This window comes from Paenibacillus sp. J22FR83 (assembly GCF_059691955.1).
Map to the genome: position 1 here is coordinate 402,048 of NZ_JCAUAM010000003.1, position 16,705 is coordinate 418,752.

General features: G+C 44.4%; 14 protein-coding genes. 8 read left to right on the top strand and 6 right to left on the bottom strand.

Annotation, left to right across the window (positions count from 1 at the left end; genetic code table 11):
* The first annotated feature begins 120 nt into the window (after nt 1–120).
* The 5 genes from AC58PV_RS07515 (at nt 121) to AC58PV_RS07535 (ending at nt 4,895) form a co-directional block, all read left to right on the top strand.
* On the top strand, nt 121–1,473 hold the full coding sequence (locus AC58PV_RS07515) for a hypothetical protein (RefSeq protein ID WP_497431645.1): 1,353 nt from the start codon (nt 121–123) through the stop codon (nt 1,471–1,473).
* 159 nt (nt 1,474–1,632) lie between these two features.
* Nucleotides 1,633–2,649 (top strand): NAD-dependent epimerase/dehydratase family protein, encoded by a 1,017-nt coding sequence (locus tag AC58PV_RS07520; protein WP_497431646.1) that lies wholly within the window; start codon nt 1,633–1,635, stop codon nt 2,647–2,649.
* 2 nt (nt 2,650–2,651) lie between these two features.
* Nucleotides 2,652–3,722 carry a dihydrodipicolinate synthase family protein gene (locus AC58PV_RS07525; RefSeq protein ID WP_497431647.1) on the top strand — a complete coding sequence of 357 codons (1,071 nt, stop codon included), beginning with the start codon at nt 2,652–2,654 and terminating at the stop codon, nt 3,720–3,722.
* A 76-nt stretch (nt 3,723–3,798) separates the two neighbouring features.
* A complete protein-coding gene (locus AC58PV_RS07530; RefSeq protein WP_497431648.1) occupies nt 3,799–4,596 on the top strand; it encodes a polysaccharide deacetylase family protein in 798 nt (265 codons plus the stop codon).
* A 128-nt stretch (nt 4,597–4,724) separates the two neighbouring features.
* Nucleotides 4,725–4,895: a Spo0E family sporulation regulatory protein-aspartic acid phosphatase gene (locus tag AC58PV_RS07535; RefSeq protein ID WP_497431649.1), complete on the top strand. Its 171-nt coding sequence runs from the start codon at nt 4,725–4,727 to the stop codon at nt 4,893–4,895.
* Nucleotides 4,896–4,920: 25 nt separating this feature from the next.
* Here AC58PV_RS07535 and AC58PV_RS07540 read toward each other — a convergent pair whose 3' ends face one another.
* The 4 genes from AC58PV_RS07540 to AC58PV_RS07555 all read right to left on the bottom strand — a co-directional run bounded on the left by AC58PV_RS07540 (nt 4,921) and on the right by AC58PV_RS07555 (nt 10,067).
* Complete coding sequence (locus AC58PV_RS07540) at nt 4,921–6,024, bottom strand: GerAB/ArcD/ProY family transporter (RefSeq protein WP_497431650.1); 1,104 nt, start codon at nt 6,022–6,024, stop codon at nt 4,921–4,923.
* A 239-nt stretch (nt 6,025–6,263) separates the two neighbouring features.
* Nucleotides 6,264–7,466, bottom strand: a complete 1,203-nt coding sequence (locus AC58PV_RS07545) for a Ger(x)C family spore germination protein (RefSeq protein WP_497431651.1) — start codon at nt 7,464–7,466, stop codon at nt 6,264–6,266.
* On the bottom strand, nt 7,463–8,554 hold the full coding sequence (locus AC58PV_RS07550) for a GerAB/ArcD/ProY family transporter (RefSeq protein WP_497431652.1): 1,092 nt from the start codon (nt 8,552–8,554) through the stop codon (nt 7,463–7,465). Before AC58PV_RS07550 ends, AC58PV_RS07545 begins: the two co-directional genes overlap by 4 nt.
* Nucleotides 8,538–10,067 carry a spore germination protein gene (locus AC58PV_RS07555; RefSeq protein ID WP_497431653.1) on the bottom strand — a complete coding sequence of 510 codons (1,530 nt, stop codon included), beginning with the start codon at nt 10,065–10,067 and terminating at the stop codon, nt 8,538–8,540. Before AC58PV_RS07555 ends, AC58PV_RS07550 begins: the two co-directional genes overlap by 17 nt.
* Before the next feature lie 242 nt (nt 10,068–10,309).
* Here AC58PV_RS07555 and AC58PV_RS07560 point away from each other — a divergent pair, with 242 nt between their 5' ends.
* Together AC58PV_RS07560 and AC58PV_RS07565 are read left to right on the top strand one after the other, a co-directional pair.
* A complete protein-coding gene (locus tag AC58PV_RS07560; protein WP_497431654.1) occupies nt 10,310–10,942 on the top strand; it encodes an SGNH/GDSL hydrolase family protein in 633 nt (210 codons plus the stop codon).
* Nucleotides 10,943–11,113: 171 nt separating this feature from the next.
* Entirely contained in the window at nt 11,114–12,934 is a 1,821-nt protein-coding gene (locus AC58PV_RS07565) for a heparinase II/III family protein (RefSeq protein ID WP_497431655.1), read from the top strand.
* A 117-nt stretch (nt 12,935–13,051) separates the two neighbouring features.
* On the opposite strand, the gene AC58PV_RS07570 is transcribed toward AC58PV_RS07565, so the two are convergent.
* Complete coding sequence (locus tag AC58PV_RS07570; RefSeq protein ID WP_497431656.1) at nt 13,052–13,882, bottom strand: helix-turn-helix domain-containing protein; 831 nt, start codon at nt 13,880–13,882, stop codon at nt 13,052–13,054.
* Between the two features lie 82 nt (nt 13,883–13,964).
* Nucleotides 13,965–14,729: a phytanoyl-CoA dioxygenase family protein gene (locus tag AC58PV_RS07575; RefSeq protein WP_497431657.1), complete on the bottom strand. Its 765-nt coding sequence runs from the start codon at nt 14,727–14,729 to the stop codon at nt 13,965–13,967.
* 265 nt (nt 14,730–14,994) lie between these two features.
* On the opposite strand from AC58PV_RS07575, the gene AC58PV_RS07580 reads away from it, so the two are divergent.
* The gene (locus AC58PV_RS07580) at nt 14,995–16,632 is read left to right on the top strand and encodes a putative bifunctional diguanylate cyclase/phosphodiesterase (protein WP_497431658.1); all 1,638 of its coding nucleotides are present in this window, start codon (nt 14,995–14,997) and stop codon (nt 16,630–16,632) included.
* Nucleotides 16,633–16,705 lie beyond the last annotated feature (73 nt).

Here is a 16,705-nt window from a genome sequence, read left to right on the forward strand (position 1 = left end):
GCTGCCGGGCTTTTTACTGTGAGTTTGGGTGGATTTAAAGACACAATAACGATTTGTCTTTTAGTCGAGAACAGGGGTATACTTGATCATATTGATGATGATGCAAAGGAGCCGTCACAGATGGATATTCCGAATCGAATTGCCATTGGGATATTAGGGCCAGAGGCTCTGGTGAATAAAGTATTGAGCGTCATTGCGACGTCCTTCCCATCCTTCGAGCCTATCGCGAGGGCATGTTCGGCAGAAACAGCGTCAGAGATGGCCGAGGAGCTGCTCCAAGAGGTCGAAGTGCTGTTAGTTACAGGGCCGACACTCTATCGCCGCGTCAAAGAGAACGTATTAACACATTTGCCCGTGCATATGATCCCGTTGACAGACACCGGGTTATTTAGTGCGTTATATCGGTTGCGCAGCAAACCAGAGCTTCAAGCGGTAGATGCGATATTTAGTATCGATTCTTTTACCGCCCCTACGTTAAGTAGACATGTCAAGGAGATTGGTGAAACATCATCCAACTTCCTCATCTATGATGGCGTTCCGTACCCACAAGTCGAGACGATGACGCAATTTCATAGGGATGCTTTCCACAGGGGATTAGCGAAAGCAGCACTTACTACAGATATTCAAGTCGCTGATACGCTGAATGAGTTGGGGATTCCATGCGAGTGGATTACACCGACGGATCAGAACATAACGGTTGCTTTGGAACGTGCTCTTCTCTCCACGGAAACTCGGCGTAGTAAAGAAGCACAAATCCTAGTAGGCATGATTAACGTGGATGAATTCGGCAAAAAGCTGCAACTACAAAGTACAGAGCATGATATTCAACGCTTTAAGCTGGAAGTACACAGAAAACTGATCGACTATGTGGAGTCATTGGATGGGTATTTAACACATCTGGGTGCTGATGAATATTTGTTTTTTACGACACGGGGGATATTCGAGCGCGAGACGGTTGGCTATAAATCGGTGCCGCTTGCTCGAGAAGTATGGAAGTCACTCGGGCTTTCGCTTAGTATGGGGATCGGCTTCGGTCGCAGTGCGAATGAAGCAGGCACGCATGCTCGCCTTGCTCTTCGTAGATGTAAAGAAGCGGGCGGCAACACGTGCTTTATCGTGCGGGAGGATAAGACGTTAATCGGCCCTCTGGAGATGGCAGATCCGCTTAGCAGAGACTTGTCGATGACCGATCCCGAGCTCCTGAAGAGTGCGGAGGATGCAGGGATGACATCGACGTATTTGAGTCGTTTAATGACGACTGTGGCACGCACGAGCAAGCTGGACTACGAAGTGCACGAGTTAGCGAGCATCCTCGGCATTACGGTTAGGAGTACACACCGACTTCTGCTGCAATGGATGGATCATAACTTGATCTCGAGCATTGGTTATGTCAAAGTGCCGAAAGGAAGGCCGAAACAAACGTTCCGACTTCATTTTCTAGAAAATTTAGCTGCGGACCCTAGCCGAGTCTAATTTCCATAAGTGAAACCGTTCCAGCGCTGGCTTCAGCGAAAGGGAACGGTTTCTTTTTTTATTTAAAGACAATATAAAGATTTGTCTTTTATGTTTGAGAGTCCGTATACTACAGTCAGGAAGCTTAAATTTAGATCAACATGTGAGGAGATTGCGAGAATGAGAACATTAGAAGATTTGGATAAAGTCATGTCAACACCCTCCCCTGCTTTAATACAGTTTATGCAAGAACTAGAGGGAGATATCATGCTGCTTGGCGTTGGTGGGAAAATGGGACCGAGTCTAGCTAAGTTAGCGATGAATGCCATTCAGGCAGCAGGCGTGGATAAAAAGGTGTATGGCGTTTCGAGATTCTCCGAAAGTGGTCTGCAAGAAGAACTGCAATCATTCGGGGTAGAAACGATTGCCTGTGATTTACTGAATGATGAGGCACTTCAGGCTTTACCCGATGTTCCTAATGTTATTTACATGGCTGGTACCAAGTTTGGAACGACGGGCAAGGAGCATTTCACATGGGTAATGAATGCCTACCTGCCAGGTCGTGTTGCTGAGAAATTTAGTAAATCCCGAATTGTCGTCTTCTCAACAGGGAATGTATATCCATTCACACCCGTAACGTACGGTGGAGCTCATGAAGCGATTAGTCCAGCTCCGATTGGGGAATATGGTCAGTCCTGTCTAGGCCGCGAGCGGATGTTCGAGCATTACAGTCACAAGAACGGAACGCCAGTTCTCATCTATCGCTTGAATTATGCCATTGACCTGCGTTATGGCGTTCTGTTGGAAATTGCGAAGTCCTTGAAGGAAGGCCGTGCTATCGATCTTTCCATGGGGCATTTCAATTGTATTTGGCAAGGGGATGCGAATGAAATAGCAATTCGTTCTCTAGCGGCTACACAAAGTCCAGCTAATTTCTTGAATGTAACGGGTCCAGAGACCGTATCCGTGAAATATGCGGCACAGCAGCTTGGCCTAAGACTTGGTATTGAACCGATCTTCAAAGGGCAAGAGTCAGAAACGGCGTTGCTTAGCAATGCAGCGAAGAGCATGCAACTATTCGGATACCCGCAAGTATCCCTACTCCAAATGTTCGACTGGGTAGCAGAGTGGATCGAGCATGGGGGCAGCATGATTAATAAACCTACTCATTTCCAAGAGCGAGAGGGGAAATTCTAACGATGACACAACGTAGGGAATTAAGTAATGAGCAACGAATCGCGTTGCATGAGGGGCTTGTCATTCCTGCACATCCATTAGCACTTACCGCAGATCGTCAGTTGGATGAGCAAAGTCAACGGGCATTAACACGTTACTACATGGCTGCGGGCTCTGGCGGTATTGCCGTTGGTGTGCATTCCACACAGTTTGAAATCCGCGATCCTAAGTACAATTTGTATGAGAAAGTTCTTCGAATGGCTGCTGAAGAAGTCGACCGTGCAGGCCTTACACGACCATTTATCAAGGTTGCCGGGATCTGTGGTCCTACGGAACAAGCGGTGAAAGAGACAGATATTGCAATCTCACTAGGCTATGACGCTGCCTTGTTATCCATGGGTGGTTTAAGCGGCTGGACTGAGGCGCAAATTTTGGAACGGACGGCTCGGATCGCCGAGAAAATGCCAGTCATTGGCTTTTATCTTCAGCCATCGGTTGGCGGTAAGGTGTACAGCTTCGATTTCTGGAAGCAATTCGCGAATATCCCTGGCATTGTTGCGATCAAGATGGCTCCGTTCAATCGTTATCAAACGATCGATGTTGTGCGCGCTGTCTGCTATTCAGAGCGCCGCGATGAGATTGCCCTGTATACAGGGAACGATGATAATATTATTACGGATCTTTTAACTGTTTATAAATTCCAAGTTGCGGGTAAAAACATAGAGAAAAGAATTGTTGGTGGTTTACTTGGACATTGGGCCGTCTGGACGCACAAAGCGGTAGAACTCTTAGACGAAATTAAAGGGATAAGAATGAACCCTACGCTTGCATCAGAATGGCTGACTCGTAATATCGAAGTAACCGAAACGAACGCAGCATTCTTCGATCCCGCTAATGGCTTCGCCGGTTGCATTCCAGGCATTCATGAAGTGCTTCGTCGACAAGGCTTGATGAAGGGAACTTGGTGTTTGAATCCGCATGAAGAATTGTCCCCAGGACAATCGGAAGAAATCGATCGTATGTACAATGACTATCCTCATCTGAATGATGATGCTTTTGTAAAAGCGAACCTCTCGGATTGGTTAGCCGAGTAACTAGGAAAAGATAGCCCACTAGCGTAGTTTCTGTTACATTGAAAGAGAGTAATAGTCATATTCTAGGAGGATTGTTATGCGTATACGTTTGGATAGGTTTCCAAGAGGTGTCACCAAAGCTTTAACGCTTAGTTACGATGATGGAAGGGAACATGATCGCCGACTCGTGCGTATATTGAATGAATACGGGATTAAGGGAACGTTTCATTTGAATAGTAGTTTTCTGGGAAAAGAAGGCTATATTGAGGCATCTGAGGTGGCATCCTTGTTCGAGGGGCATGAGGTATCTGCGCATACCATTGATCATCCCTTTTTGGAGCAGTCGCCCATGGATCAAATCGTTCGTGAACTCACATTAGATCGAGAAGCCTTGGAATCGTTAGTTGGCTATCCTGTGCGCGGCATGAGCTATCCGTTCGGAACCTATTCAGATCGCGTCATCCAGGCGCTTCCTACATTAGGCATCGAGTATGCACGGACGGTCGCTAGCCATGGAAACTTTCAAATGCCCAAAGATTTCTTGCAATGGCATCCTACTTGTCACCATAAGAATATGCTTGAGTTAGCTGATGCGTTTGTACAGTTAGAACAAAGATTTTCTCGCTTAGCATTATTCTATGTATGGGGACACAGTTATGAGTTTGAGAACGATAACAACTGGGAGATGCTAGAGCAATTTGGTGAGAAAGTAAAGGGTCGCACTGACATTTGGTTTGCCACCAATGCTGAAATTGTCGCCTATATGAAAGCACTGGACAATCTGCGTTTCTCTGCCGATTGTCATATTATCCACAATCCGTCAGCTATCACGGTTTGGCTAAGCGCTGAAGGAGAAATAGTGGAGATTCCAGGCGGACAAATGATCAAAATTTAGCGAATTTCTGTAAAAATTCGTAAATTCGTGTACTTTCCTAACAATTTCTTAACAAAAATAAATTATGATATAGGTAACAAAACGTGTTAGTTATCCACAGTAGGAATTTCGAAATCGGAGGGATCAATATGGGACATCGTTATGAGTTGGAAGAAAAGATTGAGGCATTACGGAATGAACTGAATCTTGCTAGTCAAACATACGGCCTATTGTCGGACACCGTATTGAAACTTTCTATCGAGTTGGATGAACTGTTGAATACCTATTATCAATCTCTTTTTCTCCGAACAATCGCATAAGTAGATTTGATTAGAATAACCGTGTTCACACTTGCGAGTGTGCATCACGGTTATTTTTATTTTTAATCGAAGCAATTCCCCATAAGATAAGCGGAATACCAAGCATATGAATGGGAAAAATGTAGGGAACAGCGATTTTTTGTGGGAAAAATACCGAACTATCAAAATAACTCCGAGGCACCATGGCAATGAGCAGAATGATAGGCGTTACAATCCATAGCATTCGCGGCCATTTCGCAATTTTGAATATTTGCGCAGAACCGTAGGTACAGACAAACAAGTACAGGGATACTTTCATGAAAACCCCTATAATCCAGATCGGAATAAGGATGGCGTCTAGGTTTTGGAAGAAGTTGTATACCGAGATATAACGAACGAGATTGAAGAAAGGATAGGTCTGTCCGGCAGCCATTTGAGTACCAAAGAGTGTAACGAGAACGAAAGTTGTTGCACTGGTAAGCAAGCCGGTTGTTGCGACACCGAATACGGCGGGCTTCGTGCCCTCATTGGGATTGTCTAAGAAAGCGAGTAGAAAGACAAGCATGACACAATCGCCTAGAAATGTACTTGTCGGCAGTGAGCCCTTCAGAATAACTTTCCATCCCGAATCCACATAGAAGGGGAGAATTTGCTTTAGTTGAATATCTTGTATACTGAGCAATAAACTTAAGATTATTATGATCAATAGGAATGGGCCCAGTACTTCACTGCAACGTCCAATGCCTTCAATGCCGATTCTTGTGACATAGACGGCAACAAACAACATGGCAACAATGGGCACAAAAATTGGCGTTTGGGGCAAGATGGTGGCAAGAATGAAGTCGGCGTATTGCCGCAAGACCATGGCAAGTACGACAAACCAGAATGCTCCGTAGATGACAAACAGGAAACCTGCCATCCATTTACCGACTAATTGTGGAAGATAGCTAACAAGAGTTTGACCTGGATATTTACGATTGATTCGTGTACAAATGAAGGCGATAAACATGCCAATGAGTGTCGCACTAAGCATAGAGAGCCAAGAGTCTTGTTTGGCCGCCATTAAAGCCGGATGTATGGTAAGCAGAATGGTCATGCTGACTTGCATCGTTGCTATCATCCAGAATAATTGTTTATTGCTAATCCGCATGTCCATTCTCCTTCATGAATCTATCACTTTGCCTAGCGGTCGAAAAATAACGTTCACCCAGTCTGTTGGACCTGGAAGACTGGGATGGAGGAAGAGCATAATAGCCAAGATCCAACACAAGCAAAGAATAGACCAATAAGTCACTCTTTCCTTAGATGTTATTTTTTTTCGAATCCAATACCATTGTATTCCTGTGATTAGCAAGCAAAGCGACATGATCCATGGAATAGCTTGCGACGTCATCTTCGCGGTTTCTCCTCAAATTCGACTTCTTTGATGCTTGTAAGTCCTGGCCGTTGAATTGTGGCATGTGGATGTATCGTCACTTCTAATTTGGGGAATATTTCTTCCCAGCTTCCTTTGTTTTGTTCCCATTCTTTGGGGTATGCACGATGAAAGGCGCCGCCAAAATCGAAGATGTCCGCTTTTAGCTCTTTTTGAACTTTACTCAACGCAATACGGACACGATCTTCGATATCCTTATTCATCGCAGCTTCAATGATTTTAACTGCTTCGGGATCCGAACTAATCTTTAGCGATGTTGAGTTTTGCAGGGCGCTATTTTCTGTTCGTATTTGGATATCCAACGACCAGGTTCCATTCTTAATCAGTGGACGAATTTTGGTTTTACTGGTTATTAATCGAAGTGAAACGGAGTTAAGGCTATTTTCTTCCGGATTCACAGTAACGACTGCTTGTTTAATGTCATTGCGGATCCAAAGTACGCCTCGAGTGGTAAATTCATCGATGATTCCAACCAATTTGCCATCTCGAAAAATAGCCGTACCATTAACGGGAGAAGGCATACTATCGTAATTGTTTGGTGCGGATACAGGCAGCATATCAATCCATGGGGTTGCTGCCGCACCAGTCTCATCGACAAGCATTCGAGCTAGTTCAGCGAGTGTCGTGCTAAGAGAAAGTTTACCTTTTGAGATTTCTCGCATAATCTCTGCTGAATTTCGTTCAAGGAAAGACTGCGTTGTAAGCATTTGTCTCGCCTTTCCTTTGACTACATACATATAGGCACGTTCCCGCGGCTGTGGAGCTCGCATTAAATAGTCAATTTCATCCCGAATACCATCCTTCGCGATATCCTCGCTAAAAATAAATACCTCCGAATGCCCCCAAAATAGCTTCCTAGGCAGCTTCTCTTGAATGTGGGAAAGTGCATCAGCAATATTTTCTCCTGTAGCAGAAGTGACGATTGAAGCTTGGTTGCCAACATTTGCTCCTTTATCACCCATTGCATTGTTAGAGGAACTCCTTGGGACGAAAATTTGGACAGAAAGCAAAATAGTATTTGGGCTTACTTTATCTATGGCTGCACCTGTAATTAAAGCGACATCATTGACTTCAATGCGATCCCAACAACCAGTGAGAAGCAGTAAGCTCAGTACTAGCGCTAACAGGAATCCGCGGTGACGTGTAGGAGCACTCATCGCCGAAGTATCCTCCCTTTGACTATAACCGTAATAAGTAGAAAAGCTGGGATGACCACTTGCATCAACAGTGAGAAGAAAGGGATGCTCGTGCTAAGTGCATGATTCATATCCTGGAAAGTAGGGGAAATCCAAATACTGCACAGTATGACTAGGAATCCTATAGGAATAATTATAGGACGATAGTCAGATAGCTTAAACAATTGAGCTGTTCCCTGCAAGACCAAATAATAGACTATGGCAATTTTCATGAAAATTCCAATTAACCATATGGCCATCAAGAGGGATTCAAGATGCTCCGCAAAATCCGAAAGAGCGATGTAACGTACAGCTACCAAAAAAGGATAATTCATTGATGGCGTAAGTACGCCAAAAGTTAGCAAAATAGGGAAATTAATAGCTAGCATCGTAACCATGACGGCCAGCACACTATAGATGCTCCATTTCATTGCATGTTCCTTTTTATTCAAATAGGGATATAGGAACGACAGAATGAAAAATTGGGAGAACCAAGAGGCAGGAACGATAGATCCTAGTAGTGGAGGCAGTGGACCATTTCCAAAAATAGGTTGCATTTGTTTAAATTGAAAGTCGGGAATCAAGGCAATCACCATTGCGAAAATAATAAAAATGGCAACCGGAATCAGGATCTGTGTAGATCTAGCCAGCACTTCAAGACCTTCATATAGTGCATAGGCACAAACGGCAATGATGGGTATTACAACGAAGAGCATCGGGGTATTCATTAAGAAATTACCCGAAATAAATTCACCGTACTCTCTTACACTTATGCTTGCGGAATAAAGAAAGGCTATGACATACGCAAGGGAAACTAGTGCACCTGCAAATCGTCCCACAATCCGCGGCACATATTGCACGAAAGTATCATTTGGAAACTTCGTATGCAAATGATAAACGATGTAGATGGTTAAGAGACCGACAAGTGAGGACAGGATAGGCGCCATCCACATATCTGTTCCTGCTACTCGCATGGTGATGGATGGGACAGAAAGCGCTGCTGTAGCCATTATTGTCGGATGCATGATGAGCGCCATCTGCAAAGGGGAAATTCTAGCTTTTTCGATCATGGGCATCATTTCCTTCAGGATGATCTGGTTTTTGCCCCTTAGGTTGACGAATAGGGTTCGTACTAGCTGTAAATAAAGGTCTGCGTCTCATTGACCATATCGGAGCACGAACAAGCACATCTTTCAGTTCACTTCCTTTCATAGGCGCAAGTGGCTGAAGATAGGGCACGCCTAGGGAGCGTAATGAACATAGGTGAACCACAATTACAATAAATCCGAGCATCAGCCCTAATAAGCCAAGCATGCCTGATAAGAACATGATCGGGAAGCGAAGCATCCGCAGTGCTATGCCTGTCGGATACTGTGGCATCATGAAGGAGGCGACGCCGGTAATTGCTACAACCATAACCATCGGAGCCGAAACCAAGCCAGCTGATGTAGCAGCTTGTCCAATGACAAGAGCACCTACGATACTAACCGCTGCACCGACTTGTTTAGGAAGTCTAACGCCTGCCTCACGCAACGCTTCAAAGGAGATTTCCATAAGCAAGGCTTCTACAAGCGCAGGGAATGGAATATCCTCACGGGATTTAGCGATGCTGAGCAGCAGCGAAGTTGGAACCATCTCCTGATGGAAAGTTAGGATCGCGATATAGAGAGATGGCAGTAGGAGCGTTGTAAAGAAAAATACATATCGCATCCATCTTATTAAGGTGCCGATAATAAAACGTTGGTAATAGTCCTCAGGCGATTGCAGCATAGAAAAGAGGGTTGCAGGCGCAATTAAGGCAAAGGGGGTTCCATCGACAAGTATGGAAATCTTGCCTTCTAGAAGTGCTGCACATACGACATCAGGACGCTCGGTTACTTGTATTTGAGGGAATGGCGAAAAAGGGCTATCTTCAATCAAGCCTTCAATGTAGCCACTTTCCAAAATGCCATCAATTTGAATGTCACTGATTCGCTGATGAACCTCTTCAATGAGAGATTCCCTTGCGATTCCGTCCATATAAACGACAAATACAGAAGTTTGCGTGTGTGTGCCTAATGTATAAGCGATCATTTTCATGGCTGGACTCTTGATTTTCCTGCGCAGCATGGAGGTATTAACAAGCAGTGTTTCGGTAAATCCTTCCCGTGGTCCTCGCACGACAGCTTCGGCGCTTGGCTCATTGATCGCACGTTTCTCCCATTTCGAAATGCCAAGAGAATAGCAAGTAGGAATTCCTTGAACGAAAAGCCCAACACAACCGCCAGATATTTGGGAAACTAACTCATCCATATGTACAATTTCGATGATATTGGAGATCGAAACAAGCGCAGATAATTCCTTGACCGTGTAGTTCCACTCGGCTTCAGGTTCATTGATTAATGGTGTGAGGACGTCTTTGTTTAAAATTTCCAAATCAATTAAGCCTTCGACATAAATAACGAAAGCTTTGGTGGTCTGACCGATGTTGAACGTGTGAAAGTGAATGTCGTGACATTTATCGTAAATGAGTTTAAGTTCACGGAAGTTATCGTCAAGCTGCTCCGAAATCAAAGTTGGTGGGACTGTTGACATGGCATCCATGAGCAAGTCTCCTTGTCCAAATAGAGGTACCTGTCCGAAGTGGAAGGCATCGTCGTTTAATTTGGTAATACGTATCTTTTTGTCCAAATTTGTCAGTATTTAAACGCATGTGTGTAAAATGCATCACAACTTTCATTGATATTAGTTGTACACGCGCCTCCTCGGACATGGTATAATTTGTGAGGAAATTATAGGTAGGTTAGTAGAGGCATAAGTGGTTAATCAAAGGAGGATTCATTCGAATGGCAGTATGGTTGGAGCAAGGGGATATCGTACTATTTCAAGGAGATAGTATTACGGATGCTGGGCGTGTTCGTGACAATGGTAATGATTTAGGTAAAGGCTATGCACTTATGACAGCTGCTCAATTCTCAGCGAAATATCCAGAGAAACAAGTGAAATTCTTGAACCGAGGGATTTCTGGCAATCGTGTGCCTGATCTTCAAGGGCGGTGGCAAGAAGATTGTTTGGACTTGAAACCTAATCTTGTTTCGATTTATATTGGCATTAATGATACATGGCGCAGATATGATCGCAATGATGGAACTTCGACAGAAGCATTCAAAGAAGGATACCGTCAATTACTAGACCAAACTGCAAGCACAGGAGCGAAACTGCTTCTCATTGAACCATTTGTTCTACCTGTACCAGAGGACCGCAAGTTGTGGAGAGAAGATTTGGATCCGAAGATTACGGCAGTGCGTGAATTGGCAAGAGAATTCGGCGCGCGTTTATTATGTTTGGATGGTTTATTTGCACAAGCGTCAACACAAGCTGACAGCGCTTTCTGGGCACCAGATGGGGTTCATCCGTCAGCGGCTGGACATGCTTTAATTGCTAATGCTTGGCTGAAGGCAGTTGGAGCAGCTGAGTAATTGATAGGATAAGGAGAAGAAAGCTTCCGCTTGATGCGTGAGGCTTTTTTTCTTAGTCGTGAAAAGGTCAATTTATGATGGATAAAGGTAAAGATAATGACTAGTTCGTTGTTATTATTTGCGGTTATATTTAAAGGTAAACAAATTCGTGTGTGCTTAGGAGGTCGTACTATGAATAGTCGCTATATGTTACAAGCATTACTAGACGCTGAAAACGATCATGGCCAATTGTTTCACGAAGCTTTAGCCTTGGTTACAACACCAATTAAACAGAGGGAGAGTCCGTTACTTACTTCTGTCTATGATGAGATTTCGCTACTTGTGAAGGAATTCGCGAGCAAACCAATAGCGGCATTGCCCTTTAGGGAGTGGGATTTGTTCCGTTCCCAGGGAACTCGAATCGAATTTGAGGCGCTTTATTTTGATCGACGGAGACGGTTGGCGGCTTTGGTTGTGGCAGCGTTGCAGGATGGCGTTGAATCGTATTTACCCGCCTTGGAGGATACCATCTGGGCAATTTGTGATGAATACACATGGTGTCTGCCTGCGCACTTGATGAATCATGATGCTGCCCCCGAGGGTGAAGAATATAAACATATTGATTTATTTGCTTCCGAAACCGCACATGCGCTAAGTGAGACTTGTCATATATTCCGAGATCAGTTAAATGGTCTAGTTGTGAGAAGAGTACAACGAGAGATTATGACGCGGGTACTCGAGCCATATGTGGCACTTAAGAGAGTCTATTGGTGGGAAACTTGTGATATCAATTGGTCTGCTGTTTGTGCAGGGAATATTGGTATGACAGCCATTTATCTCATTCAGGATTCCAAAGCACTGATGCCTATCATTGCACGCGTACTCGCCTCGATGGATTGCTTTCTTGAGGGCTTCTCAGAAGAAGGCGCGTGCTTGGAAGGCTTGGGTTATTGGTACTATGGATTCGGTTATTACGTGTACTTCAGTGAGCTTTTGAAGCAGCGTACAGGCGGTAAAGTAGATATTCTTCAATCGAGTGCGAAAGCACGTAAAGTTGCCCAGTTTCCACAAAGTTGTTTCTTGCAAGGCAACCATATTGCCAATTTCTCCGATTGTTCACGGAGCAATGGTATTCAAATGGGGATCTTCAGTCGTTTGTGTGAGAAATTTACGGAGATACGCATACCTACATTGGATAATCGGCCAGTTATGATTGATCATTGCGGTCGTTTCGCTGGTGCCATACGGAACGTGGTGTGGTTGAATGAAGAGTTGCTTCGTGAACGTGAAGAAAGCCCATTACAAACGGATTATTTGCCAGAAGCACAGTGGATGGTGAGCCGGGCGAAGGTAGACAGCAAGCTCGTTAGCTTTGCAGCCAAGGGCGGACATAACGATGAGCCTCATAACCATAATGACATCGGACACTTCATATGGATCGTGGATGGGGTCAGATGGTTTGAAGATTTGGGAGCAGGCTTATATACGAAGCAATACTTTGGCGACGAGCGGTATTCCATCCTGTGCAACAGTTCTGCGGGGCATAGCGTACCGATCATCAATGGGTCCTATCAGGAAGCGGGCATTCAGCATCGTGCACAAGTACTTGCAGCGGAATGTACCGACGTTAGGGACGAATTTAAGCTTGAACTGAGTCAAGCTTATGCAGTATCTACACTTGAGAAGCTTGAGCGCAGTTTCGAGTTCGATAAAGTACACGGCAAGCTGACGATCTCGGATTCCTTTGCATTCCGTGAGTCCGGCGCTTCTGTAACAGAACGCTTCGTTACGCAGTGTGAGCCAGTTATCGTGAAGGAAGGCGAGTTTCGGTTGGGATTTGGGACAGGCCACCAACAATTAGTACGCTATGATTCGCAACAACTGAAAGCAACGATTCAAACAGTAGAGCATCAGAATCATGAGGGCGGGACAGAGGTTGTCTACTTAATTGATCTATTCGCGGCAGAGGTAGGAGATCAGTTGCGGATAGAGGTTACTTTGGAGTTAGCGTAGATTATTTTTAGTCGGATTAGCAGTAAAAACCTACAGCTAGTTATCGGCATTCTACTGCTTATGCAGAGATCAGTCCGAATGAGCTGTAGGTTTTCGTTCTACGTTCTGTAGCCAATCCTAATCATTCAACCACAGACCAAACTGCTGTCGATATTGCAGCGGAGTTAAGTTGGTTTTGACTTTGAACATGCGAGAGAAATAGTTCGCATTCTCGATGCCAAGTTCATAGGAAATTTGCGAGATGGGCTTCACGCTAGTAGCGAGAAGCTTTTTGGCTTGTTCAATTTTGATGCTATGCACGAAATGGAGCGGAGCCTGTCCCGTTTGTTTGATGAACAATTTGCGCAAATGGGAATCGCTTAGCTGAACAAGCTCAGCAAGTTCCTTGATTTCAGGCATTTGTTTCGGATGAGCATGCAAATAATGAATGATCGTATGAATTCGCTTGTCCATCTGCGCAAAAGCGGAGCTCCCCTCCGACACACCGCCATTGCGGAGCAATTCATACAGAATTCGAAGCAAGGAAGATTGTTGCAGCACATGCACATAAGGTGTTGCGTCTACTTCAGAAAGAAGCATGTCTTGAACGAGGTGTTCAATGCGGTTATCCCTATCATCAAATAGATTCGGAAGATTCAATAGCTGTAACCAGCTCCGATTGCTGACTAAGGCGATTTCGGCATCGAAGTTAATGCTCGTTAGCAGTAATTCATCCGAAATGGCATGAAAACTAATTGAGCTATGCGCAGGCAGAATGATGATTTGACCTTCTTTGCAACGATAAGAAGCCTGATCAATTTCAAGTTGGAAACTTCCCTTATGCACAAACCACATCACACAGTGCCGTAATTTACGCCCGCTAGCCTGCCAACGATAATCTAACTGATATTGGGTAATATGCAGAAAGCGAATTTCTAACGCCTCGATCATCATCTGAAAAGAATTCAATGCCCATCCCTCCGCATCACGGATCTCTTCTATTCCTATCATTCTAACATGCTTGGATGCAGAGGAGGCAACGATTTCCTATCTATTCCTGAGGCATAATACCCTGAATATCTTCGTTTCGCTTGAAACGATCTTCACCATGGACAAGAAAAGTGCGAATGCGCGTGGTGTCGCCGCCCCACTCGTCAATTTTGAATTTGACCTCAGGTGTTGTATAGCGAACCGAGAAGGCAACACGCGGTATATTCGATTTGTTATTTTCAGAACCATGGAAGGTTGCTTCATTGAAGAAGGCCATCTGACCTGGAGACATCTCAAGATCTATCGCTAACGATTCATCAATCGACTCCGCGGGTAAACCTTGCTCGAAAGCACTCTGATCTGTTCCTGTTGACACATGCTCAACGATTGACTTGTGTGTGCCAGGAATGACACGAAGACAACCATTTTCTCGTATCGACCAGCCTAAGCTCACCCAAGCGGTTGCATTGATCGCAGGATCCATCGGCCAATAATTGATATCCTGATGCCAAGGAATGAATTTATCATTATTAGGCTCTTTGTACCAGAAATGCATCGCCCACAAGACCAAATCATCGCCAAGAATCTGTTTCATTGCGTTAACAATGCTTGGGTGCGTAGCAAGAGTATAGGCCCAATGATGCCGCTGATGCCAAGCGGACAAATTCATCTTGGTAGGACCAGGCTCATATTTATTCTGTTCAATGACCTCAAAGAAACGATTATAGTACATATCGGATTCTTCAAGCGAAAGTCCTTGCATAGGTCCGCTATAGCCTTCGTTGACATATTGGGTGAGTGAGAACGGATTTCCTTTGGTTATCATAGGTGTTACCTCCCGTTTGTGCTAGTGTATTTACTTGCTTAATGTAATTGTACGCTACGCGGTACGTGCGAATAAGGAGGGAAAACGATTATGATTAGCACAAAACGATTGTATGATTGAAAGTCCTACTTGTTGGATATAGGGCTAAGTGTGGAGAATGTAGAACTACTTTAGAAGGGATACCTATATAGGATGTCGAATAGATAGTACAAACGGCCCATACCGGGTCTAACGCTTAGGGTATTCGGATAAAGGAGTCCAACCGATGACATTTCCTGCAACGACAACATTAGATTTGAATTTACTGCAAATGATGCTGGATGATATTGAAGACTCTATTTACATTATGAAAGTAACGGGTGCGGAGATCACGTACTATTACGTTAACAATGCCGCAACAAAGTTTAGCGGTATCACGATGGAACAGATGGGGACAACTTTTTTTGAATCGAATACGGTCCATATGGCAGACTATTTATATAAAAAATATGCAAGAGTAGTCGATGAATGTCGGACGATTCGTTACGAGGATGGGATATTATTACCCAATGGGATGCTTAGTGGCGAAAGTATCTTAACGCCTATTATGGATGAACATGGGAAAGCTAGTTTTATTTTTTCGGTGACACGTGATATTACAGAGCGCAAACAGCAGGAGAACATCCTCTACAATTACGCTTATCAAGATGATCTATCTAACCTCTTCAATCGTAGGTATCTACTCGAACACGTGTTGGAACCGCCAACGATTTATTTGATGGACCTGGACAATTTCAAAAATATCAATGATACCTTCGGCCATCAAGCTGGAGACTCGGTGCTTGTTGAAGTCGCTTGTCGTCTAATTGAAGTATTTGGAGATAGCCGTTATACACTTATTCGCTTAGGCGGGGATGAATTCGTAGTTGTGGATTCAGTTCCTTCTACTCATATTATTGAGACGGCGGAGCAGTTGAGCACGTTATTCCATGAACCTTTCCGCGTCGATGAACATGCGGTGAAAGTGAATGTGAGTATCGGGATTGCTGAGCGGAAGCATGATGAAACAATTCAAGATCTGCTGAAGCAAGCTGATATTGCTTTGTACACAGCGAAAGGATCTGGTCGTAAGCGCTATCATTTATACGAAGCCTCTTCCAAATATGATCATGTCGAAAATTTCATCCATGAGTTAGGCCTTTCGCAAGCAATGGATAAGGACGAACTTCACTTACATTATCAGCTTATTTATAATCCAGCTTCGGCAATGGCGATTGGGGCGGAAGCGCTGCTAAGATGGCATTGCGAGAAAGTCGGGTACATACCGCCTGGCGACTTTATTCCTGTTGCGGAGAAAACAGGTCTCATCGTCCCGATTGGCTATTGGGTCATTCGTCAAGCTTGCAAGGATTGGCAACAGATGAAGGAGATTTATGGTCCTTTGTTCAAAATATCCGTCAACATCTCACGCATCCAACTCAATGAATTGAATTTTGTAGACCATGTCTTGCAAATTCTGCAAGAGGAGGGGGTGGACCCAACCGCCATGGAGCTTGAAATTACAGAAAGTACAACTTTGCACTCGCTGCAAGAAGTACAAATCATTCTAGGTAAGCTGCGGAAAGCAGGGTTCACCATAGCCTTGGATGATTTCGGGACGGGTTATTCATCGCTAAGCATGTTAACGCAGCTGCCGATTGACAAGCTGAAGATCGATCGCATTTTCATCGCGGATGGCAATGTGCCATTAATCGCGGCCATTCTTGCTATGGCGAAAGCGCTGCATTTGCAAGTTGTTGCAGAAGGTATTGAAACGAGTGATCATTTCCATATGCTAGCTGAGATGCAGTGCTGGGGCATTCAGGGGTATTACATTAATAAACCTGTACCCTATCAGGATTTACCAACTCATCCGACGTTTTAGAACTTTTACATCACCAAGTGTTTCCATGATTCGCTGAAGAGCGTGTTTTGGAGGCACTTTTTTTTATTTCAAA

Excerpts from the sequence above, each read along its gene's own strand:
- AC58PV_RS07515 (WP_497431645.1), top strand. The coding sequence starts at position 121 with ATGGATATTCCGAATCGAATTGCCATTGGGATATTAGGGCCAGAGGCT.
- AC58PV_RS07520 (WP_497431646.1), top strand. The coding sequence starts at position 1,633 with ATGAGAACATTAGAAGATTTGGATAAAGTCATGTCAACACCCTCCCCT.
- AC58PV_RS07525 (WP_497431647.1), top strand. The coding sequence starts at position 2,652 with ATGACACAACGTAGGGAATTAAGTAATGAGCAACGAATCGCGTTGCAT.
- AC58PV_RS07530 (WP_497431648.1), top strand. The coding sequence starts at position 3,799 with ATGCGTATACGTTTGGATAGGTTTCCAAGAGGTGTCACCAAAGCTTTA.
- AC58PV_RS07535 (WP_497431649.1), top strand. The coding sequence starts at position 4,725 with ATGGGACATCGTTATGAGTTGGAAGAAAAGATTGAGGCATTACGGAAT.
- AC58PV_RS07540 (WP_497431650.1), bottom strand. The coding sequence starts at position 6,024 with ATGCGGATTAGCAATAAACAATTATTCTGGATGATAGCAACGATGCAA.
- AC58PV_RS07545 (WP_497431651.1), bottom strand. The coding sequence starts at position 7,466 with ATGAGTGCTCCTACACGTCACCGCGGATTCCTGTTAGCGCTAGTACTG.
- AC58PV_RS07550 (WP_497431652.1), bottom strand. The coding sequence starts at position 8,554 with ATGATCGAAAAAGCTAGAATTTCCCCTTTGCAGATGGCGCTCATCATG.
- AC58PV_RS07555 (WP_497431653.1), bottom strand. The coding sequence starts at position 10,067 with ATGGATGCCATGTCAACAGTCCCACCAACTTTGATTTCGGAGCAGCTT.
- AC58PV_RS07560 (WP_497431654.1), top strand. The coding sequence starts at position 10,310 with ATGGCAGTATGGTTGGAGCAAGGGGATATCGTACTATTTCAAGGAGAT.
- AC58PV_RS07565 (WP_497431655.1), top strand. The coding sequence starts at position 11,114 with ATGAATAGTCGCTATATGTTACAAGCATTACTAGACGCTGAAAACGAT.
- AC58PV_RS07575 (WP_497431657.1), bottom strand. The coding sequence starts at position 14,729 with ATGATAACCAAAGGAAATCCGTTCTCACTCACCCAATATGTCAACGAA.
- AC58PV_RS07580 (WP_497431658.1), top strand. The coding sequence starts at position 14,995 with ATGACATTTCCTGCAACGACAACATTAGATTTGAATTTACTGCAAATG.